The 20,300-nt window shown below is 70.5% G+C and carries 21 protein-coding genes; 16 read left to right on the top strand and 5 right to left on the bottom strand.

What is annotated here, in order from left to right; translation table 11 throughout:
* Positions 1-120 precede the first annotated feature (120 nt).
* Entirely contained in the window at positions 121-2,937 is a 2,817-nt protein-coding gene (gene acnA / locus ACFWPA_RS01365) for an aconitate hydratase AcnA (RefSeq protein WP_378569500.1), read from the bottom strand.
* A gap of 375 nt (positions 2,938-3,312) precedes the next feature.
* On the opposite strand from acnA, the gene ACFWPA_RS01360 reads away from it, so the two are divergent.
* The 9 genes from ACFWPA_RS01360 to ACFWPA_RS01320 all read left to right on the top strand — a co-directional run bounded on the left by ACFWPA_RS01360 (position 3,313) and on the right by ACFWPA_RS01320 (position 12,209).
* Positions 3,313-3,828, top strand: coding sequence for a DUF6676 family protein (locus tag ACFWPA_RS01360; protein WP_378506364.1), 516 nt, complete (start codon positions 3,313-3,315; stop codon positions 3,826-3,828).
* 382 nt (positions 3,829-4,210) lie between these two features.
* A complete protein-coding gene (locus ACFWPA_RS01355) occupies positions 4,211-5,866 on the top strand; it encodes an NlpC/P60 family protein (protein ID WP_378506365.1) in 1,656 nt (551 codons plus the stop codon).
* A 45-nt stretch (positions 5,867-5,911) separates the two neighbouring features.
* Positions 5,912-7,045 (top strand): AAA family ATPase, encoded by a 1,134-nt coding sequence (locus tag ACFWPA_RS01350; protein WP_378506366.1) that lies wholly within the window; start codon positions 5,912-5,914, stop codon positions 7,043-7,045.
* Positions 7,042-8,040: a DUF58 domain-containing protein gene (locus ACFWPA_RS01345; protein WP_378506367.1), complete on the top strand. Its 999-nt coding sequence runs from the start codon at positions 7,042-7,044 to the stop codon at positions 8,038-8,040. Before ACFWPA_RS01350 ends, ACFWPA_RS01345 begins: the two co-directional genes overlap by 4 nt.
* Complete coding sequence (locus ACFWPA_RS01340; RefSeq protein ID WP_378506368.1) at positions 8,037-9,017, top strand: VWA domain-containing protein; 981 nt, start codon at positions 8,037-8,039, stop codon at positions 9,015-9,017. Before ACFWPA_RS01345 ends, ACFWPA_RS01340 begins: the two co-directional genes overlap by 4 nt.
* A gap of 162 nt (positions 9,018-9,179) precedes the next feature.
* On the top strand, positions 9,180-9,902 hold the full coding sequence (gene fabG1 / locus ACFWPA_RS01335; protein ID WP_378506369.1) for a 3-oxoacyl-ACP reductase FabG1: 723 nt from the start codon (positions 9,180-9,182) through the stop codon (positions 9,900-9,902).
* 55 nt (positions 9,903-9,957) lie between these two features.
* A complete protein-coding gene (gene inhA / locus ACFWPA_RS01330) occupies positions 9,958-10,791 on the top strand; it encodes an NADH-dependent enoyl-ACP reductase InhA (RefSeq protein ID WP_378506370.1) in 834 nt (277 codons plus the stop codon).
* Positions 10,792-10,795: 4 nt separating this feature from the next.
* Positions 10,796-11,839, top strand: a complete 1,044-nt coding sequence (locus tag ACFWPA_RS01325) for a ferrochelatase (protein WP_378506371.1) — start codon at positions 10,796-10,798, stop codon at positions 11,837-11,839.
* Between the two features lie 91 nt (positions 11,840-11,930).
* Positions 11,931-12,209 carry a hypothetical protein gene (locus tag ACFWPA_RS01320; protein WP_378506372.1) on the top strand — a complete coding sequence of 93 codons (279 nt, stop codon included), beginning with the start codon at positions 11,931-11,933 and terminating at the stop codon, positions 12,207-12,209.
* A gap of 3 nt (positions 12,210-12,212) precedes the next feature.
* Here ACFWPA_RS01320 and ACFWPA_RS01315 read toward each other — a convergent pair whose 3' ends face one another.
* Positions 12,213-13,277 carry a hypothetical protein gene (locus tag ACFWPA_RS01315; RefSeq protein WP_378569497.1) on the bottom strand — a complete coding sequence of 355 codons (1,065 nt, stop codon included), beginning with the start codon at positions 13,275-13,277 and terminating at the stop codon, positions 12,213-12,215.
* The gene (locus tag ACFWPA_RS01310; RefSeq protein WP_378569495.1) at positions 13,241-13,780 is read right to left on the bottom strand and encodes a hypothetical protein; all 540 of its coding nucleotides are present in this window, start codon (positions 13,778-13,780) and stop codon (positions 13,241-13,243) included. Before ACFWPA_RS01310 ends, ACFWPA_RS01315 begins: the two co-directional genes overlap by 37 nt.
* Positions 13,781-13,964: 184 nt before the next feature.
* Here ACFWPA_RS01310 and ACFWPA_RS01305 point away from each other — a divergent pair, with 184 nt between their 5' ends.
* Positions 13,965-14,858: an SAM-dependent methyltransferase gene (locus ACFWPA_RS01305; RefSeq protein ID WP_378506374.1), complete on the top strand. Its 894-nt coding sequence runs from the start codon at positions 13,965-13,967 to the stop codon at positions 14,856-14,858.
* A gap of 85 nt (positions 14,859-14,943) precedes the next feature.
* On the opposite strand, the gene tnpA is transcribed toward ACFWPA_RS01305, so the two are convergent.
* Positions 14,944-15,360, bottom strand: coding sequence for an IS200/IS605 family transposase (tnpA, locus tag ACFWPA_RS01300; RefSeq protein WP_378506375.1), 417 nt, complete (start codon positions 15,358-15,360; stop codon positions 14,944-14,946).
* Between the two features lie 22 nt (positions 15,361-15,382).
* Here tnpA and ACFWPA_RS01295 point away from each other — a divergent pair, with 22 nt between their 5' ends.
* The 4 genes from ACFWPA_RS01295 (at position 15,383) to ACFWPA_RS01280 (ending at position 18,014) form a co-directional block, all read left to right on the top strand.
* Entirely contained in the window at positions 15,383-15,955 is a 573-nt protein-coding gene (locus tag ACFWPA_RS01295) for an RNA-guided endonuclease InsQ/TnpB family protein (protein WP_378506376.1), read from the top strand.
* Positions 15,903-16,532, top strand: a complete 630-nt coding sequence (locus tag ACFWPA_RS01290) for an RNA-guided endonuclease InsQ/TnpB family protein (RefSeq protein WP_378506377.1) — start codon at positions 15,903-15,905, stop codon at positions 16,530-16,532. The genes ACFWPA_RS01295 and ACFWPA_RS01290 overlap by 53 nt, the downstream gene beginning before the upstream one ends.
* 103 nt (positions 16,533-16,635) lie before the next feature.
* A complete protein-coding gene (locus tag ACFWPA_RS01285) occupies positions 16,636-17,448 on the top strand; it encodes a hypothetical protein (RefSeq protein ID WP_378506378.1) in 813 nt (270 codons plus the stop codon).
* Positions 17,449-17,555: 107 nt separating this feature from the next.
* Positions 17,556-18,014, top strand: coding sequence for an SRPBCC family protein (locus ACFWPA_RS01280; protein WP_378506379.1), 459 nt, complete (start codon positions 17,556-17,558; stop codon positions 18,012-18,014).
* Positions 18,015-18,075: 61 nt separating this feature from the next.
* Here ACFWPA_RS01280 and ACFWPA_RS01275 read toward each other — a convergent pair whose 3' ends face one another.
* Entirely contained in the window at positions 18,076-18,888 is an 813-nt protein-coding gene (locus ACFWPA_RS01275; RefSeq protein ID WP_378506380.1) for a hypothetical protein, read from the bottom strand.
* 52 nt (positions 18,889-18,940) lie between these two features.
* Here ACFWPA_RS01275 and ACFWPA_RS01270 point away from each other — a divergent pair, with 52 nt between their 5' ends.
* A complete protein-coding gene (locus ACFWPA_RS01270; protein WP_378506381.1) occupies positions 18,941-19,777 on the top strand; it encodes a DUF3097 domain-containing protein in 837 nt (278 codons plus the stop codon).
* Positions 19,778-19,846: 69 nt separating this feature from the next.
* A complete protein-coding gene (locus tag ACFWPA_RS01265) occupies positions 19,847-20,278 on the top strand; it encodes an NfeD family protein (protein WP_378506382.1) in 432 nt (143 codons plus the stop codon).
* Positions 20,279-20,300: the final 22 nt, after the last annotated feature.

Here is a 20,300-nt window from a genome sequence, read left to right as displayed (position 1 = left end):
TCGCCAACGCACAAAGCGCTCACGACCACGTGATCTCGCACGCTCGCCTTCCAGCGAAGTGGTCGTGAGCGCTTTGTGCTCCCCTAGGGGCCGAAAACGCGCACAGGCGCGTAGCGCCTACTAGCCCCGGATCATGTTGCGCAGCACGTACTGCAGGATGCCGTCGTTGCGGTAGTAGTCCGCCTCGCCGGGGGTGTCGATGCGGACGACCGCGTCGAACTCCACCTTCGCGCCGTCGGTCTTGGTCGCGGTGACCTTGACCGTCTTCGGGGTGACGCCCTCGTTCAGCTTCTCGATGCCCGCGATGTCGAAGGTCTCGGTGCCGTCGAGGCCCAGGCTCGCGGCGGACTCGCCCGCCGGGAACTGCAGCGGGATGACGCCCATGCCGATGAGGTTGGAGCGGTGGATCCGCTCGAACGACTCGGTGATGACGGCCTTCACGCCGAGCAGGCGGGTGCCCTTGGCCGCCCAGTCACGCGAGGAGCCGGAACCGTACTCCTTGCCGCCGAGGACGACCAGCGGGATGCCCGCGGCCTGGTAGTTCTGCGACGCGTCGTAGATGAACGCCTGCGGCGCACCCTCGACGGTGAAGTCGCGGGTGTAGCCGCCGGACACGCCGTCGAGCAGCTGGTTCTGCAGGCGGATGTTCGCGAACGTGCCGCGGACCATCACCTCGTGGTTGCCGCGACGGCTGCCCAGCGAGTTGTAGTCCTTGCGCTCGACACCGTTGGCGTCGAGGTACTGCGCGGCCGGGGTGCCGGGCTTGATCGGGCCTGCCGGGCTGATGTGGTCGGTGGTGACCGAGTCGCCGAGCAGTGCCAGCACCCGCGCACCCGTGATGTCGCTGACCGGGGTGGTCTCCATCGCCATGCCGTCGAAGTACGGCGCCTTGCGGACGTAGGTCGACTTGTCGTCCCACGCGAAGGTGTCGCCCTCCGGGGTGGCCAGGTTCTGCCAGCGCTCGTCACCGGCGAAGACGGTGGCGTAGGACTTGCGGAACATGTCCTGGCTGATCGCGGCCTTGATGGTGTCGTCGATCTCCTGCGCGGACGGCCAGATGTCCTTGAGGAAGACGTCGTTGCCGTCCGTGTCCTGGCCCAGCGCGTCGACCTCGAAGTCGAAGTCCATCGTTCCGGCGATGGCGTACGCGATGACCAGCGGCGGGGACGCCAGGTAGTTCATCTTCACGTCGGGGGAGATGCGTCCCTCGAAGTTGCGGTTGCCGGACAGCACCGCGGTGACCGCGAGGTCGTTGTCGTTGACCGCCTTGGAGATCTCCTCCGGCAGCGGGCCGGTGTTGCCGATGCAGGTGGTGCAGCCGAAGCCGCCGAGGTAGAAGCCGAGCTTCTCGAGGTACGGCCACAGGCCGGCCTTCTCGTAGTAGTCGGCGACGACCTGCGAGCCGGGAGCCATGTTGGTCTTGACCCACGGCTTGGAGGACAGGCCCTTCTCGACCGCGTTGCGGGCGAGCAGCGCGGCGCCGATCATCACCGACGGGTTCGAGGTGTTGGTGCAGGAGGTGATGCCCGCGACCGCGACCGCACCGTGGTCGAGGACGAACTCGCCGCGGTCGGAGGACACCTTCACCGGCTTGCTCGGGCGACCGGTCGCACCGTTCGCTGCCGACGGGACGACGGCCTCGTCGTTGGCGGTGGAGTGCTCGACCGGATCGGACGCCGGGAAGGACTCCTCGACGGCCTCGTCCAGCGCGGAGTGCGCCGCGGACTCGCCGTTGGTGACGTAGGTGTTGATGTCGCGCCGGAACGCGGCCTTCGAGTCGGACAGCAGGATCCGGTCCTGCGGGCGCTTCGGGCCGGCGATCGACGGCACGACGGTGCCGAGGTCCAGCTCGAGGTACTCCGAGTAGGCGGGCTCGTTCGCGGCGTCGTGCCACATGCCCTGCTCCTTGGCGTACGCCTCGACGAGCGCGAGCTGCTCGTCGCTGCGGCCGGTCAGGCGCAGGTAGTTGATGGTCTCGCCATCGATCGGGAAGATCGCTGCGGTGGAACCGAACTCGGGGCTCATGTTGCCGAGGGTGGCGCGGTTGGCGAGGGGCACCTCGGCGACGCCTGCGCCGTAGAACTCGACGAACTTGCCGACCACACCGTGCTTGCGGAGCATGTCGGTGACGGTGAGCACGACGTCGGTTGCGGTGACGCCCGGCTGGATCTCACCGGTCAGCTTGAAGCCGACGACGCGCGGGATCAGCATGGAGACCGGCTGGCCGAGCATCGCGGCCTCGGCCTCGATGCCGCCGACGCCCCAGCCGAGCACGCCGAGGCCGTTGACCATCGTGGTGTGCGAGTCGGTGCCGACGCAGGTATCGGGGTACGCCTGGCCATTACGGGTCATGACGGTCGGCGCCAGGTACTCGATGTTGACCTGGTGCACGATGCCCATGCCCGGGGGGACGACCTTGAAGTCGTCGAACGCGCCCTGGCCCCAGCGCAGGAACTGGTAGCGCTCGCCGTTGCGCTGGTACTCGAGGTCGACGTTGCGCTCGAGAGCGTCGGCCTGGCCGAAGACGTCGAGGATGACCGAGTGGTCGATGACCATGTCGGCGGGCGAGAGCGGGTTGACCTTGTTCGGGTCGCCGCCGAGGGTGGCGACGGCCTCACGCATGGTGGCGAGGTCGACGACGCAGGGAACGCCGGTGAAGTCCTGCATGATCACCCGGGCGGGGGTGAACTGGATCTCGACGCTCGGCTCGGCCGAGGGATCCCAGTTCGCGATCGCGCGGATGTGGTCGGCGGTGATGTTGGCGCCGTCCTCGGTGCGCAGCAGGTTCTCGGCGAGAACCTTCAGCGCGTAGGGCAGCTTCTCGGTGCCGGGAACGGCGTTCAGGCGGAAGATCTCGTAGGAGTTCTGTCCGACCTCCAGCGTCCCCTTGGCGCCGAACGAATCAATACTGGTGCTCACGTCAGCTCCACTCGTCATTGAGGTTCGCCGTCGACGGGGCTGTGCCGACGGCAAGCGAGGCTCGTCGCGGCGACCAGTCAGGTGTCATGACCGGAAGCTGCCATGTGGTCGACTGTGTCGAGACCGACCCGGTAGGTCGCGCCGAAGTACCTCGCAGTGACTCTAACAGTACGCTTGTCCTGTGAAATCTGCGGCATCCGCACGGTGTGCGGGTCGCGCATCGGTGATCCTCGTCCGTCTGCCCGGTGACCGCAAACGGGCCGGACGGTCCCGGCGCCATCACGGTGAGTGGTCGCGTGTGGTGCGCCGCAGGCGCCCAGGGCGGCCGCGGTCCCGTAAGGTGCGGGGGCGGTCTCGTCACCGCACCGCCACCACGACACACCCGGATGAGAGATGCCTGCCGCCCATACCGTCGCGTTCCTTCCGGCCCCCGCCGACATCCCGCCCGGTGTCGACATCGACACCATCCGCGCCGATCTGTCGGACGACGGTGTGTCCGCACCGTCCGCGGACGTTGCCGAACTGCAGGACGTGGTCGCGCGCGCGGGTGAGCACGACCTGACCCTGCGCATCGTCGTGCTGGACCGCAATCCCGGCAGGGATGAGCAACTCCGGGACATCGCGACCGAGATTGGCACCGAGGACGGCGGGACCGTGCTGGTGCTGAGCCCGAATTGGGTGGGCACCTACAGTGATTCGCTCGCGCGGGTGACGATCGAGGACGCGCAGGACCACGCGTACACCGGCAAGGCCGTCGACTCCGCCAACCAGTTCCTCGACGAGGTGATCCGCCCGGACGCCCCGTACGGGCTAATCACGATCGGCCTCGTGCTGGTCGTCGGGGGCGGCGCTGCCGCCACCTGGTTGCTCCGGACACGCCGCCTCGACGCCGAACGCCGGTCGCGCTGAACGGCATTCGTTCCGACGCTCGCTGACGACCGCCCGCTGCGACTCTGTGTCGTGCCGCGGGCGATTCGTTCCAGGACACGGCACCTGTGTGCGGTGTAATTACCCCTGTGTCGTTTGTGACTGAAGTTTCGCCAGTGCGCGAAGTGTCGTACGGTGCCATTGGCGCTTTTTGGGGAAGAAGTGTCACTGTGGGCGCGGTAGCCACGAGAGTGACGCCTGCCCGTCGGTGTTCGCTGGCGTACCGGCCTGCGGGCGGGGCGGGTCTTCCCCGGACGGTCCCGAACCGAGGGAGACGACAGTGAGTCGGACGACAGCGAGTCGAGGGGCACTCAGCGGCGGCCGCCGCCGCGCACACGCAGCCGGACGAACTCGTGGCGCGCAGATGCTCGTCGGGTTCGGCATCGCCGCGTCACTGCTCGCGGGCAGCGCGGGGCTCGCCGAAGCGGTTCCGCCGCCACCACCCAACCCGAGCGACGGCCAGCTGCAGCAGGCCGACTCCGACGTCGCGGCCCGCGTCGGTCAGGTCGGTGCGCTGATCGGCCAGGTGGCGGGCGCCGACCAACAGTTGCGGGCCCTCGACGATGCGGTCGCGATCAAACGGGAGGACGTCAACCGGGCGCTCGTCGACCTGCAGAACGCGCGGGATGCGGCAGGGGCGGCGGCGGACGCGGTTGGGACAACACTGCAGGCGCTCCGGGACGCGGGAGACCAGATCACGGCGGCCCAGGTGCGGTTCGACGAGTTCGCCGCCAACACCTACCGGCAGGGCACCGGCGTCGCCTCGCTCGCCTCGTTCATCGGGTCAACGGGGCCGGGCGACATCCTCGATCGGGCGCAGCTGCTGCGGGTCCTCGCCACCAAGAAGGACGCGGTGCTCGACGGTTTGCAGCGGGCCCGCACCGCCGAGGCGAACAAGAACTCCGCGGCCCGCGAGGCGAAGCAGCGCGCCGACGCCGCCGCGTCGGCGGCCGAGTCACGCAAGGCGGACGCCGAGAACGCGATCGCGGTGGCCCGCGCCGCGCTCGCGGCCGAGGCGGAGAAGAAGGCGGCGATCGAGGCGGAGAAGGCGGCCGCCGAAGCCAAACTCGCCGCCGCGCGTGACAACGTCTCCGGCCTGCAGAGCCAACGCCAGGCCTTTGTCAACTGGGACCGGCAGAGGGCAGCGGAGCAGGCCGCTGCCGCCGCGGCGGCGCAGGCGGCCAGGGAGGCGGCGGCCAAGGCTGCTGCGCGGGTCGCAGCGGACCAGGCGGCGCGGGACCGGGCCAACGCGCTGGCCGAGGGGCAGCGCAGCCATACCCAGATCGAGGACGATCCGGCCGAACTGCCGTCGTGGTCGAGACCCGACGACGACACCGGAACCGGAGGCGATGAATCCGGTGCCGCCGAACCCGACGGCACCGAGTCCGGGGGAGACGAGTCCGGGGGAGACGAGTCCGGCGGCACCGGCGGCACCGACCCGGACGGCACCGACCCGGACGGCACCGAATCCGGGGGCGCCGATGGCACCGATGGCACCGACTCGGACACGTCGGACTCCACCGAGGGCGACGGCACGGCAGCCACACCGCCGACGTCCACGACACCGAAGCCGAAGCCGACCCCCTCGGTCACCGGAAGCGCCGCGATCGAAACCGTGATCGACCGCGCGATGTCCCAGCTCGGTGTTCCCTACGCGTGGGGCGGCGGCGACGCGAACGGCCCGACGCTCGGTATCCGCGACGGCGGCGTCGCCGACAGCTACGGCGACTTCAACAAGGTCGGATTCGACTGCTCCGGGCTGATGATCTATGCGTTCGCCGGCATCGGGATCTCATTGCCGCACTACACCGGATACCAGTACACCGCGGGCGAGCAGGTGCCGACATCGCAGATGAAACGCGGTGACATGGTGTTCTACGGGCCCAATGCCAGCCAGCATGTCGGGCTGTACCTTGGCAACGGGGAGATGCTCGAAGCTCCGCAGTCGGGATCATTCGTGAAGGTGTCGCCGCTGCGCTGGGACGGCATGACCCCGTATGTGGTCCGGATGGTGTCCTGACCCGGCGAACCGCGTCGGGTCCGGGGAGTGGAAAGCGGAGGACAGTTGGTGACGTCACAGGACGCGGACGGCGGCGCGGCGACGAACGGGAACCCGGTTCCGGCTGGGGACGCGACGCGGAACGGCCCCGCGGGGACGGCATCCGGGATCCGGGACGACGCACAGTTGCTCGAGCAGGTGATCTACGAGGTTAAGCGGGTCATCGTCGGCCAGGACCGGCTCGTTGAACGGATCCTCGTCGGGCTGCTCGCGAAGGGACACGTCCTCCTCGAGGGCGTGCCCGGTGTCGCAAAGACGCTCGCCGTCGAGACGTTCGCGACCGTGGTCGGTGGGTCCTTTTCCCGCGTCCAGTTCACCCCCGACCTGGTGCCAACCGACCTCGTCGGTACCCGGATCTACCGCCAGGGCCGCGAGCAGTTCGACATCGAGCTCGGGCCCGTCGTCGCGAACTTCCTGCTCGCCGACGAGATCAACCGGGCGCCGGCGAAGGTGCAGTCCGCGTTGCTCGAGGTGATGGCGGAACGACACGTCACGATCGGCGGCAAGACGTTCCCGATGCCGGAGCCGTTCCTGGTGATGGCGACGCAGAACCCGATCGAGAACGAGGGCGTCTACCCGCTGCCGGAGGCACAACGCGACCGGTTTCTGTTCAAGGTCCTCGTCGACTACCCGTCGGTCGAGGAGGAGCGCGAGATCGTCTACCGGATGGGGGTCGCCGCCCCCGAGCCGCGTCAGGTGCTCGGCCCGGACGACCTGATCCGGCTGCAGAAGACCGCGGCCGGGGTGTTCGTCCACCACGCGCTCGTCGACTACGTCGTCCGGGTCATCGCCGCGACCCGCACCCCCGACGCGTTCGGGCTGTCCGACGTCGCAAGCTGGATCTCCTACGGTGCATCACCGCGCGCAACGCTCGGGATCATCTCCGCGTGCCGGGCGCTGGCGATGCTGCGCGGCCGCGACTACGTGATCCCGCAGGACATCCTCGACGTCGTCCCCGACGTGCTGCGCCACCGCCTCGTGCTGTCCTACGACGCCCTCGCCGACGAGGTCAGCCCCGACGACGTGATCACCCGGGTCCTGCAGACCGTCGGCCTGCCGCAGGTGGCGGCGCAGCCGGTCCCGCCGGTCCCCGTCCAACCGCAGGCGCCGACAGCCCCGGTCGGCGGCGCGCCGCGGTGACCGGAGCCGCCTCACCCACCGGGCCCGCGGCACCGCAGTCGGGTGCCGGGCACGGGGCACCGCCGTCGCTGCGCTCCGGCGAACTGCGGGACCCCGAACTCGCGGCGGCGCTGCGCACCCTCGAGCTGACCGTCCGGCGCAGGCTCGACGGCGTCCTGCACGGCGAGCACCTCGGCCTGATCCCCGGCCCCGGCACCGAACCCGGCGACGCGCGGCCGTACCAGCCGGGCGACGACGTCCGGCAGATGGACTGGTCGGTCACCGCCCGCACCACGCACCCGCACGTGCGGCAGTCCGTCGCCGACCGCGAACTGGAAACCTGGCTGGTGGTGGACCTGTCCGCCAGCCTGGACTTCGGCACCGCCGGTGCGGAGAAGCGGGACCTCGCGGTCGCGGCTGCGGCGGCCGTCGCGCACCTGACCAGCGGTGGTGGCAACCGAATCGGGGCGATCGTCGCGACCGGCCACCACACCGTCCGGATCCCGGCCCGCGGCGGCCGCCTGCACGCGCAGGCCATGCTGCGGACCATCGCCACCACCCCGCACGCGCCGGACGGGGTCCGCGGCGACCTCACCGGCGCGATCGAGGCGCTCCGCAGGCCGCAACGCCGCCGCGGCCTCGCGGTGGTGATCAGTGACTTCCTCGGCCCCCTCGACTGGGAACGCTCGCTGCGCGCCGTTTCCGGCAGGCACGACCTGCTCGGCATCGAGGTGCTCGACCCACGGGACCTGGAACTGCCGGACCTCGGCGAGGTGGTGCTGCACGACCCGGAGACCGGACGGACCCGCGAGTTCACCACAACGCCGCAACTGCGGGCCGACTTTGCGGCGGCGGCGCAGGCGCACCGCGACCAGGTGGAGCAGACGCTGCGCCGCTGCGGCGCGCCGGTGCTGGGGTTGCGCACCGATCGGGACTGGATCGCCGACGTGGTTCGCTTCGTCGCCGCGCGCCGCCACAGTTATGGTTCCCGGGTGAATCGAGTGACCCGACCGTGAGTTTCTCCCAGTTCGCGTCACCGCTGTGGCTCGCGTTCCTGCTCGTCGTCGCGGCGCTGGCCGCCGGATATGTTCTCGCGCAACGGAAGCGGCAACGCAACCTGCTCAGGTTCTCGAACCTCGAGATGCTCGAGAAGGTTGCACCTGCCCGCCCCGGACGGTGGCGGCACCTGCCGACCGCCCTCGTCCTGGTCGGCCTGATGCTGCTGACGGTGGCGCTCGCCGGACCCACCTCCGACAAGCGGGTGCCGCGCAACCGGGCCACCGTGATCCTGGTGATCGACGTGTCGCTGTCGATGAAGTCCACCGACGTCGAACCGACCCGGCTCGCCGCCGCACAGGAGGCCGCGAAACAGTTCGCGGACGGCCTGACCCCGGGCATCAACCTCGGGCTGGTCGCGTTCGCGGGCACCGCGTCCGTGCTGGTGTCGCCGACCATCAACCGGGACGAGACGAAGGCGGCGATCGACCACCTCACCCTCGCCGAGCGCACCGCGACCGGTGAGGCGATCTTCACCTCGCTGCAGTCCATCGAGACCCTCGGTGCGGTCCTCGGCGGCGGCGACCAGGTGCCGCCCGCCCGGATCGTGCTGCTCTCGGACGGCAAGCAGACCGTGCCCGACAGCCCCGACGCGCCCCGCGGCGGGTACACCGCGGCGCGGCAGGCGAAGGAGGCGGGCGTGCCGATCTCGACGATCTCGTTCGGCACCTCCTACGGCACCGTCGACATCGGCGACGAACGGATCGCCGTCCCGGTGGACGATCCGTCGCTGCGGGAGATCGCGAACCTGTCCGGCGGCACCTTCTTCACCGCGTCCAGCCTCGAGGAGCTGAAGCGGGTGTACGACACCCTCGAGGAGCAGATCGGCTTCGAGACCGTCCGGGGCGACGCGAGCCGCGTGTGGCTGGTGCTCGGTGTCCTCGCCACCGCGGCCGGGTTGGGTTCGGCCCTGGTTCTGCGCCAACGGCTGCCGTGACCGTGGCCGGACTGTCACACTGACCCGGCTCCGCCAAAGCACACTGACCCGGCTCCGCCAAAGCACACTGACCCGGCTCCGCCAAAGCACACACTGACCCGACTCCACGAATAAGCTGCCACCGAATCGGAACAGCCGGAACACAACAGATAGGTTGATCGAATGTCGAACGCGTCCACCCCGTCCCGCTCCGTGCTCGTGACCGGAGGCAACCGGGGCATCGGCCTCGCGGTGGCCCAGCGTCTCGCCGCGGACGGTCACAAGGTGGCGGTCACCCACCGCGGCTCCGGCGCACCCGACGGCCTGTTCGGTGTGCAGTGCGACGTCACCGACACCGACTCGGTGGACCGGGCGTTCGGTGAGGTCGAGGCGCATCAGGGCCCGGTCGAGGTGCTGGTCGCGAACGCGGGCATCACCGATGACACCCTGCTGATGCGGATGACCGAGGAGCAGTTCACGAACGTCCTCGACGCGAACCTGACCGGCGCCTTCCGCTGCGCGAAGCGTGCCAACCGGGCGATGCTGCGGGGACGCTGGGGCCGGATGATCTTCCTCGGCTCCGTCGTCGGTCTCGCCGGCCAGGCCGGGCAGATCAACTACGCCGCATCGAAGGCCGGTGTCGTCGGTCTCGCGCGGTCGGTGACGCGGGAGCTCGGGTCGCGGTCGATCACCGCGAACGTCGTCGCCCCCGGCTTCATTGAGACGGACATGACCGCGGATCTGCCCGCCGACACGAAGGAGATGGCGCAGAAGTTCATTCCGCTGCAGCGGCTCGGCAAGCCCGAGGATGTCGCCGCGGTCGTGTCCTTCCTCGCGTCCGAGGACTCCGCCTACGTCTCCGGCGCGGTGATCCCCGTCGACGGCGGCATGGGCATGGGTCACTGACCTTCGTACCACCCTCGTACCCACCGACTTTCGTACTTCCTCTAGGAGCACAACCATGGGCGGATTGCTCGACGGCAAGACCATTCTCGTCACCGGCATCATCACCGACGCATCGATCGCGTTCCACACCGCGAAGGTCGCGCAGCAGCAGGGTGCCACCGTGATCATCACCGGCATCCCCGAACGGCTGCGGCTGATCGACCGGATCGCGCAACGGCTCCCGGAGTCGGTGCCCGCGGCCATTCCGCTGGACGTGACCGACGAGGAGAGCCTCGCCGCGCTCGCCGACAAGGTTCGGGAGCTGGCCCCCCAGGGGCTCGACGGTGTGGTCCACTCGATCGCGTTCGCGCCCAAGACCCTGATGGGTCCGGACGCGCTGCCGTTCCTCGAGGGTCCCGGGCCCGACGTCGCGAAGGCCTTCGAGATCTCCGCGTGGAGCTACGCGTCCCTCGCCCGCGCCGTGCTGCCGGTCATGAACGAGCGCGGCTCGATCGTCGGCATGGACTTCGACCCGCGCACCGCGATGCCGGACTACAACTGGATGGGTGTCGCCAAGGCGGCGCTTGAGTCGGTGAACCGGTACGTGGCGCGGGAAGTGGGCTACGCCAAGAAGATCCGCTCGAACCTGGTTGCTGCGGGACCGATCAAGACCCTCGCGGCCAAGGCGATCTCGGGGACGGCGACCGACGACGCCAAGAAGCTGACCATGCTGAACGAGTACTGGGACGGCGCATCGCCGATCGGCTGGGACGTCAACGATCCGGGTGTGGTCGGCACCAGCGTCTGCGCGGTGCTCTCGGACTTCCTGCCCGCCACCACCGGCTCGATCATCTACGTCGACGGCGGGGCCAGCCACAACACCTGGTTCCCCGAGAACTTCATGGGCTGAGCCGGTGTACGACGCCCTCCTGCTGCTGTCCTTCGGCGGACCCGAGAAGCCCGCCGACGTCCGGCCGTTCCTCGAGAACGTCACCCGCGGCAGGGGGGTGCCGCCGGAGCGCCTCGACGAGGTGGTCGAGCACTACCTGCACTTCGGCGGGGTGTCCCCGATCAACGCCCTCAACCGGGACATCATCGCCGCCGTCGAGGCCCAATTCGGCTCGGCGGGAACCGGACTGCCGGTGTACTTCGGGAACCGGAACTGGCATCCGATGGTGGAGGACACCGTCGCACGGATGCGGGACGACGGGATCCGGTCGGCGCTGGTCTTCCCGACCTCGGCGTGGGGCGGCTACTCGGGGTGCAGGCAGTACCACGAGGACATCACCCGCGCCCGAGCTGCCGTCGACGGGGCGCCGGAGCTGACGAAGCTGCGCCAGTACTACGACCATCCGCTGATCGTGGCCGCGTTCGCGGACGCGATCAGCGCGGCACGGCAGGAGCTGCCCGCGGAGCAGCGGGCAGGCGCGCGTCTGGTGTTCACCGCGCACTCGGTGCCGGTCGCGGCGGATTCCAGCGCGGGTCCGCCCCGCGACGGCGGCAGGCTCTACAGCCGCCAGGTCGCGGAGGCCGCCCGGCTGTGCGCGGCGGCGGTCGGTGCGCCCGAGCACGACCTGGTGTGGCAGTCCCGCTCCGGGCCGCCGCAGGTGCCGTGGCTCGACCCCGACATCTGCGATCACCTGGACGCCGTCGCCGCGGCCGGCGCGACCGCGGTAATCGTCTGCCCGGTCGGGTTCGTCTCGGACCACCTCGAGGTGATCTGGGACCTGGACACCGAGGCCAGGGATCGGGCCGCCGACCTGGGGCTCGGGTACGTGCGGGCGGGCACGCCCGGTACCGACCCGCGGTTCGCGGCGCTGGTTGCCGAGCTCGTCGCCGAGCGGACCGCGGAGGCGCCGGCCCGCAGGCTCGGCACCGAACCGCTGTACGGCGTCGGAACCAACGGTGCGCTGTGCGCCGTCGACTGCTGCGCCCCGGTACGCCGTCCGGCCAGGTGACCGGGCGGTCACGCACCCCTGGTGCGTGACCGGTGATCGGGGGAGGATGGGACTCTCACCACCTCCCTCGGCATCGGCAGGAGGGGTTCCCATGCCGTACACACATCCGCTGCGACGCCTGCTCACGATCGGCGTTGCCGCCGCCGCGATGATTCTCGCAGGCCCCGCCGCCGCGGTCGGCGCGGCGGACTCGGGTGCGGGCGACCGGTACGTGTCAAACCCGCCGGACGACGACCACCTCGTCGGCTACTGCGACGACCAGGCACAGCTGGGAAACAACCTGGAGGCGCAGGGCGACCACGACCGGGCGGCGAGCGTCGTCGGCGCCGCCAACATGCGCGGCTGCCGCATCTACACCTTCCCCGCCTAACCCTCATGCCGGGGCGGTCAGCACGACCGCGCTGGCCGCCCCGGCGTCGAGGCGATACCCGCCCACGCCCACCGGGACCGACTCGGAGCCGGCCGGGGTGAAGGTGCCGTCGGCCGCCACCTCGGCGCCGGCGAACGTGGTCCCGTCGATGGCCTCCGGTGCCCCGCCGGTCAGCCGCTGGACGTGCGCGGGCCCGGACGCGCCCTCGCCCGGCCCGCCGTTGATCGCCACGGTGAGGGCGACATCGGCGTCGCGGTCGAGGTTGTCGACCAGGACCCGAATCGTGCCGTCGGGCAGGCGGACCGCCAGCGCCGACACGTGCCGGTCACCGGAATCCACCGTGGTGGGCAGGATCCGGCCGCCGACCAGCTCCGCGACGGCGAGGGCACCGTAGTAGTTGGGGTTCGGGCGCGCCAGGCCCGATCTGCGGGCGGCGTCGTCCGGGAAGCAGAAGACCGGGTAGCTCTCGCAGTCGTTCGGTTGCAGGTGCAGGTTGACCCCGGTGACACCCTCCCGCGCGGCGGTCATCAGATAGTCCACCGTCCAGAGTGCGCCGCCGAAACTGTTCGTGACCCCGGGCAACCCCTCCTTGGCGACGGAGTTGGTTTCCGACAGCCGCGGCTGCAGACCCGCCCGCTCGGCGGTGGCGACCAGGTCGCGGATGAACGCGGTCTGCCGGTTCGAGGTGTCCCGCGACATCAGCGCGTCGACGGTCGGCTGACCGCCGACCAGCGCGGAGCTGCCGTCCGAGAGCCCCAGCCGTTCGGTGTTGACGAACGGGTAGTAATGCTGGTTGAGGGACCGGCTCTCGGCGCCGAACCGGTCGATGTAGGAGTCCAGCCACGGGTCGACCAGGGTGGCCCTCATCGCGGCCTCGGCGAGCGTGCTCCCGGTCCCGCCCGCCGCGGTGTCCGGCCCCTCGACGGCGACCCCGGGTGCGGCCGCCGCGATCGCCTCCCGGTAGGTGTGGGCGTCGTCCGCGTAGCTTCCCGGCAGATACGGCGTTCGGTCGCCGCCGCCGGTCAGCGGCGTCAGCAGGTAGAAGTTGGGTTCGTTGCCGATCTGCACCGACCGAAGGGCAGCGCCGATCCGGTCCCGCGCGGCGCGGACGCGGCGGCGGCGGCGGCCGGGTCGAAGTGCGCGAGGTTCACGCCGAGGTCGACGCTCCAGCCGGTGTTGCGCGCCAGCTCACCGACCCGCGTCAGGTCGTCCGGGGTCACCCGCTGTCCGTTGGCCCACGCAGGCAGCGGCGACGCGGGGTCCGGGGTCCACGCGGTGTTGTCGACCTGGTTCGCGCTGAACCGCAGGTTGCCTGCCCGGCCCAGATTCGCGATCAGCGCAGCCACGTTCCCGGCGCCGGGCGCAATCCACGGCTCGTGCATCAGGTTCGCCTCGAACGACAACCCGAGGAAGTCGGCGGGGATGGTGCGGCCTGGCCGGTCGGCGTCGACGACGATGGTCACCGGCGTCGCTGGCTCGGCGGCCGCCGGAACGGTGGTGAGTGCCACCGGAAGGGCGGCGGCGACCAGGACGACGGCCAGCCGATCGGGCCGGAAGCGGGAGCGGCTCATTGCGCGGAATCCTCCTGTGCGGGCGTGGTGTTCGACCGGGTGGGTGGATCGCTGGCAGCCTAGCGCGCCGACGCGGGGACGCGCGGGCGGAACGCCGAGCGGTGTCGGGCGTAGGATCGGCAGGGTCGAGCGGCCGGGCGATCGTACGGCCGAACGGAGCGACCTCGATGGCGAGGTGTCGATCGTGCGAACCGACGGGGACACGTGGGACATCGTCCACAGCGTTGGCCGGACGGCGCTGGGGGTGGCGACCTTCCGCGCGCTGGAGTCGGAGCGGCCGGAACCGCTGATTGTCGACGAGTTCGCGCGGTGGTTCGTCGAGGCGTCCGGGGACGCGCACTTCATCGGACTGCTCGCCGATCCGTCCCCGCTCGAGGAGGTCCCGTTCTTTTTCCCGGGGTTCATGGGGCTCCGGACGAGGTTCTTCGACGACCACTTTGCGGCGGCGGCCGCGGCGGGTGTCACGCAGGCGGTGATCGTCGCTGCCGGGCTCGACGCGCGGGCCTACCGCCTGCACTGGCCCGCAGGTGCGACCGTGTACGAGGTGGACCGGGCGAGCGTCCTCGACTTCAAGGCGGCGGTGCTGACCGCGCGCGGCGCCCGCGCCAACGCGGACCGGCGGCCGGTCGCCGTCGACCTGCGCGACGACTGGCCTGCCGCGCTGCGCGCCGCGGGTTTCGAGCCGAGCCTGCCGACGGCCTGGTCGGCGGAGGGGCTGCTGCCGTATCTGCCCGGTGCGGCCCACGACGCGCTGTTCGAGCGGATCGACGCCCTCTCGGCGACCGGCAGTCGGATCGCCGTCGACGGGATCGGGGGCGGCGCCGACATCAAGCGGTTGCTTGCGTTGCAGGACAAGTACTTCCGGGACCGGAATCCGTTCGGCGACCTGGACGTCGCCGCCCTCTTCTACGACGACACCCGGACCGACCCCGTCAGCCGGTTGACCGACCACGGCTGGACGGTGCGCGGTGTCACGGTGCGCGAGCTGGCCGACGACTACGGGGTGCGGGTGCCCGACCTGCCCGACGACCTCGCCGATCTCGAATCCCGGGCGGCGTACATGACGGCGGCGAGATAGCGCTACCGGAATGTGCGCTAGTGCTCCGTCGTTCACGGCGGAGGTGAAAGCACACGCGGGAGGCCCACCAAGGGCCGAGCGTGCCCTAGACCGGACGGTCCTGCTGCTCGATGTACTGCCGCAGCACCGAGAGCGGGGCACCGCCGACCGAGCCGGCGAAGTACGAACCCGACCACAGCCGTTGCGCCCGCCAGTAGTGCTGCACCAGGTCGGGGAACTCCTGCCGCAGCCGCCGCGACGACACACCTTTGAGGCTGTTCACCAGTTTCGACACCGCGACCTTCGGCGGGAAGTTCACGAGCAGGTGGACATGGTTGCTTTCGCCGTTGAACTCGACCAGTTCGACCTCGAAGTCGGTGCACACGTCTCGCATGATCGCCTCCATCCGTTGCAGGTGCTGGTCGGTGAACACTCGATGCCGGTATTTGGTCACGAACACCAAATGGGCGTGAAGGAGGAAAATGCAGTGTCTACCAGTGCGAATGTCGTCGCGCTCTGCCATAAACCAATGGTAGACTGTTGGGGTGCAGCTCCGATACCGGTACCGCCTCAACCCCACATCGGGGCAACAGGCGGCGCTGGCGCGGGCATTCGGATGCGCCCGAGTGGTGTTCAACGACGCGATCGCCGCCCGCGAACATGCACGACGGACCGGTCTATCGTACCCGAAAGATGCGGAGCTGTCGAAAGCGTTGACCGCGGTGAAGAAAACGCCCGAGCGGGAATGGCTCACCGAAGTATCGTCGGTCGTGTTGCAGCAGGCCCTCGCCGACGCTTTCGCCGCGTACCGCAACTTCTTCGCCTCCCTCTCCGGGAAACGCAAAGGCACGAACCTGGGGGCACCCCGGTTCCGGTCCCGCCGCGACAATTGGCAGTCGATCAGGTTCACCCGCAACGCCCGCTTCACGGTGACCACGGGTGGGAAACTGCGACTCCCGAAGATCGGCGACGTGCCGGTGCGTTGGTCCCGCGACCTGCCGGCGGAACCGTCGTCGGTGACGATCGTCAAAGACGGTGCGGGCCGGTACTTCGCATCGTTCGTTGTTGAGATGGACGCCGAACCGTTGCCGTCGATCGAGTCCGAAGTGGGCATTTGATCTGGGCCTGACCACGTTCGCGGTCCTGTCGAACGGCAAGACCATCACGTCCCCGAAGTTCTTCCGCCGCGCCGAGCGACGGTTGAAGAAGGCACAACAATCCTTGTCCCGCAAGGACAAAGGATCGAAGAATCGGGCCAAGGCGCGCCTGCGGGTCGCCAAGGCTCACGTGAAGATGGCCGACGCCCGACGCGACTTCATGCACAAGCAGTCCACGGCACTGATCCGCGAGAACCAAGCGGTCTACGTCGAGGACTTGTGCGTGAAGGGCCTGGCCCGCACCCGCCTCGCAAAGTCGGTCCACGACGCCGCCTGGGGCATGTTTCTCCGCATGGTGGAGGACAAAGCCGCCCGATACGGGCGGACGGTCGTGAAGGTCGACCGGTGGTTCCCGTCGTCCCAGACCTGCTCGGTGTGCGGGCGGGTCGACGGACCGAAACCGCTGTCGATCCGATCGTGGTCGTGCCCGTGCGGCACGGTCCACGACCGCGATCTGAATGCTGCACGAAACATCCTTGCCGCCGGTCGGGCGGAGAGGCGAAACGCCTGCGGAGAGACTGTCAGTCTTTCCGTCTAGCGGAAAGCGATTCTCTGTGAAACAGGAACCCACCGAGAGCGCCCACGCGGGTGCTGGTAGGAATCCCCGGCCTTCAGGCCGGGGAGGACGTCAAGCGGTCGACATGGCTTGGTACTGGCAGCCTCCGGAGGACGAGGACGTGTTGTACGCCCGCGCTCAGGCGGTCGAGGTGCTGCGACCGATCGCGGAGGCGGTGCTCGCCTCGCCGCACACCCGCTGGTGGGGCGACCCGGTCGACCTCGGCGCCCAGCGTGAGGTGGCGCCCTGCTACCAGGGCCACGGATGGTCGGGCCGACCCGAGTTCGGGCGTCGCCGTGACGGCCTCGCGGTGTGGCGAGCGACGGCACTGGAGACCGAGGCGCGCTTCGTCGAGTACCACCGGACCCACCCCGGCAGTGAACTCGGCGGCGAATGGTGGTCCACCCCGGTCGCTGGCGGCGTCGGGGTGCACGACACCAGTCGTGCCTGCGACGGACTCGGCGCGCTTGAACTGCTGCTCGAGGAGGATTCGCTGGGCTACAAGAAGGCCCGGGTGTGGCCGGTCCGGGTCGACGGCACGCCGCGGGTGTACGAGATCACCGGCCCGGATGCGTGGGCGCGCCTCGTGGACGCCCACCCGCTGGCGGTGCCCGCCTCGCGGCGCTGCGAGTGGCGGTACACCACCGGCGAGGTCCACGACTGGCACATCCCCGACTGGGCCGCGGTCGCCGACCACTACGACGCCGTGCACCTGACGCTGCTCGGGTACCTGACGACGCCGGGGATCGCGATCCCGCTCACCGACCGGCCCGGGGCGACGCTGCTCGCCGGGTGGGATCCCGACGCCACCTTCTGGCTCCGCGACGACCGCCTCACCGTCGACGGCGACCCGACCGAGTGGCGGCGCTCCGACGAGGGCGCCTGGTCGCCCGTCTGATCTCGGCGCCGGTCGAGTGGGAACGGCGGCCGTGCACTGGTATTCATGATCGGAGGGGTCGGACGACCCGGACGGGGTCGTCGACCAATGTCGAGGAGTGGTGTGCTGTGGGCGAGAGGCTCGAAGTGTCGCGGGAGATCGCGGCGTCACCGGCGGACGTGTACGCGGCGATCTCGGATGTCACCCGGATGGGGGAATGGTCGCGGGAGTGCCACTCCTGCCGGTGGCACGACGGCGTCGACGGCCCCGCGGTCGGGGCGGTCTTCGACGGCCACAACCGCAACGGTGACCACGAGTGGATCACGCAGGGCACGGTGGTCGAGGCGGACCAGGGCCGCAGCTTCGTGTTCGACTGCTCGATGCACGGCGTGCACTACGCGACCTGGGGTTATCGCATCGAACCCACCGCGGGCGGTTGCCGGGTGACGGAGTGGACGGAGGACCTGCGGACCGAGCAGGCCCGCGCGTACGCCGTGCGGGTGTCGGGCGTCGACGATCGCGTCGCCAGGAACCGCGAGACGATGACCGGCACCCTCGATCGGATCGCGGCCGCGGTCGAGGGCTGAGCGGACTGCTGCGGTCCCGGATCCTGTCCCGCCCCGCGACGCCCGGACCCGGCACGCAGGGTCAGCTGCGCGGCTGTTCGGCGCGCACGCAGGCCGTCACCGCCGCCATCCGCGCGGTGCGGACGGCCGACCACAGCGGCCGCAGCGTGTCGTCACGGGCCGCGGCGCCGGTCGCGGTCTGCGCCCGACCGGACGACTCGCCGGCCACCGTCAGGATGGCCGCGACCTGATCGGCGGTGTCGAGGATGCGCAGCACCCGGGCCGGGGTGCCGTCGGGGGTGGTGTGGCGGGTCAGGTCGGCGAGCGCGTCGGCGATCCGGGCGCGGGGATCTGCCTGGGTACCCACGAACCCGCCGTGCATCGACGACAACGCCTCCGCCGCCTCCCGGACCGCCTCCCTCAGGGTGTGCTCGGCCTCGCCGAGCCCGATGTGTTCCCCGGCCCGTGGCAGTTCGGGGATCGGGAACACCGTCCACCGCAGTACATCCGGTCCTTCCACCCGGGGCACGATGCCGAGCCCCGATGTGCCGGGGGATCCGACCATCACCCCCTGCCCCGCGTCGACCGCCGCTGCGGCGAACGCGGTCTGCGCGGGCAGGCCCCGCACGTCCCCCGGCGCGGGCAGCACCAGCGTCGGCGCGGCCCCCCGGTCGGCCGCGGTCACCGCGCGCATCGCCCGTAGCAGTGCCACCGGGCCCGCATCGGTGGGGCCGGGCCACGGCAGGTCCCAGCGCAGGGCGACCTCGGCGTCGGCAGCCGCGATCAGGTGCATGGGCGCCCACGCAGCGACGGCGTCGATGACGTCGTCGGGCGCGCTCGCGCCGGCCAGCCACGAGGCGGACCACAGGGTGAGGGTGATGCTGGGGCAGGACACGACAATCAAGCTTAGGGCGGCCGCGGCGTCGATGGCACTAGCGTGGTCCGGCGTGAGTGGACGCGACATGTACGGCGGGAACATCTTCGACGGGCACACCCGGCGGCGGGCCCGCGACTACCCGAGGCTGCCCGCCGACCGCGGTCTGGTCGTCGAGGACGCCGCCACCGGCTGGTGCGGTGCGGTGGTGGGGATGGAGAAGACCTACGACGGCGACTACGTCCGGCTCGAGGACGCCCGCAAACAGACCCGGCTGTTCGCGATGCGGGAGGCCGCGTTCCTCGTCGATGGCCAGCCGGTGACCCTGGTCCGCCCGACCGCGACGACGACGGCGGCGACGAAGCAGGCCGGGGCCCGGTCCGCGTCCGGTTCCACCCGCGTCGAGGGGCTCAGGGCGCGCACCGCGTTGCCGAGTCGAATTTGGGTTGAGGGCGTGCACGACGCCGCGATCGTGGAACGGGTGTGGGGGCACGACCTGCGGGTCGAGGGTGTCGTCGTCGAACAGCTTGAGGGCCTCGACAACCTGCCCGCGAGGCTCGCCGAGTTCGGGCCTGGCCCCGGACGCAAGGTCGGGGTCCTCGCCGACCACCTGGTCGAGGGGTCGAAGGAGACCGCGCTGACCCGCGGCCTCGGCCCGCACGTGATGGTCACCGGGCACCCGTACATCGACGTCTGGGAGGCGGTGCGCCCCAAGGCCGTCGGCATCACCGGGTGGCCGACGATCCCGCGCGGCGAGGACTGGAAGACCGGGGTGTGCCGTGAACTCGGTTGGGGCACACCGCAGGACGGATGGCGCCGGGTGTACGGCGCGGTGTCGAGTTTCCGGGATCTCGAGGCCCCGTTGATCGGGGCGGTGGAGCGGCTCGTCGATTTCGTGACTGTCGACTGACCGGGCATCCGGTCGGCCACGGCGCTGGCGGCGCCCGTGCACTGGTGCCGGTGTGGCTAGAGTGGTGGCGTGGCGGGAGTGATCTGGCTGGTGGCGGGGGTGGTGCTCGCGGCGGCGGAAGCGGCGACGGGCGACTTCTTCCTGCTGATGTTGGCGGGCGGGGCGCTCGCCGCGGCGGGTGTCAGCGCGGCGACCGACCTCCCCGTATGGGTGGACGCGCTCGTGTTCGCCCTGGTGTCCCTCGCGCTCATCGTCGGGGTCCGGCCCGCGCTCAAGCGCCGGTTCAGCGGTCCCCCTGCGGTGGAGACGAACGTCGCCGCCCTCACCGGCCGGACCGCGCTGGTCCTCGATGAGGTGTCCGAGTACCGCGGCCAGGTCAAGCTCGCTGGCGAGGTGTGGACGGCGCGCCCCCTCGACCCGACCGAGACCTATCCGCCGGGCACGACCGTGACCGTGATGGAGATCGACGGCGCGACCGCCGTCGTGTGGCGGGGAGCGTAACCCCGCGGACGTTGACCGAACA

Source organism: Rhodococcus sp. NPDC058505, from assembly GCF_042720095.1.
GTDB lineage: Bacteria > Actinomycetota > Actinomycetes > Mycobacteriales > Mycobacteriaceae > Rhodococcus_G.
The sequence above is the reverse complement of the archived record's forward strand: the minus strand, read 5'-3'. Positions and strand labels throughout refer to the sequence as shown.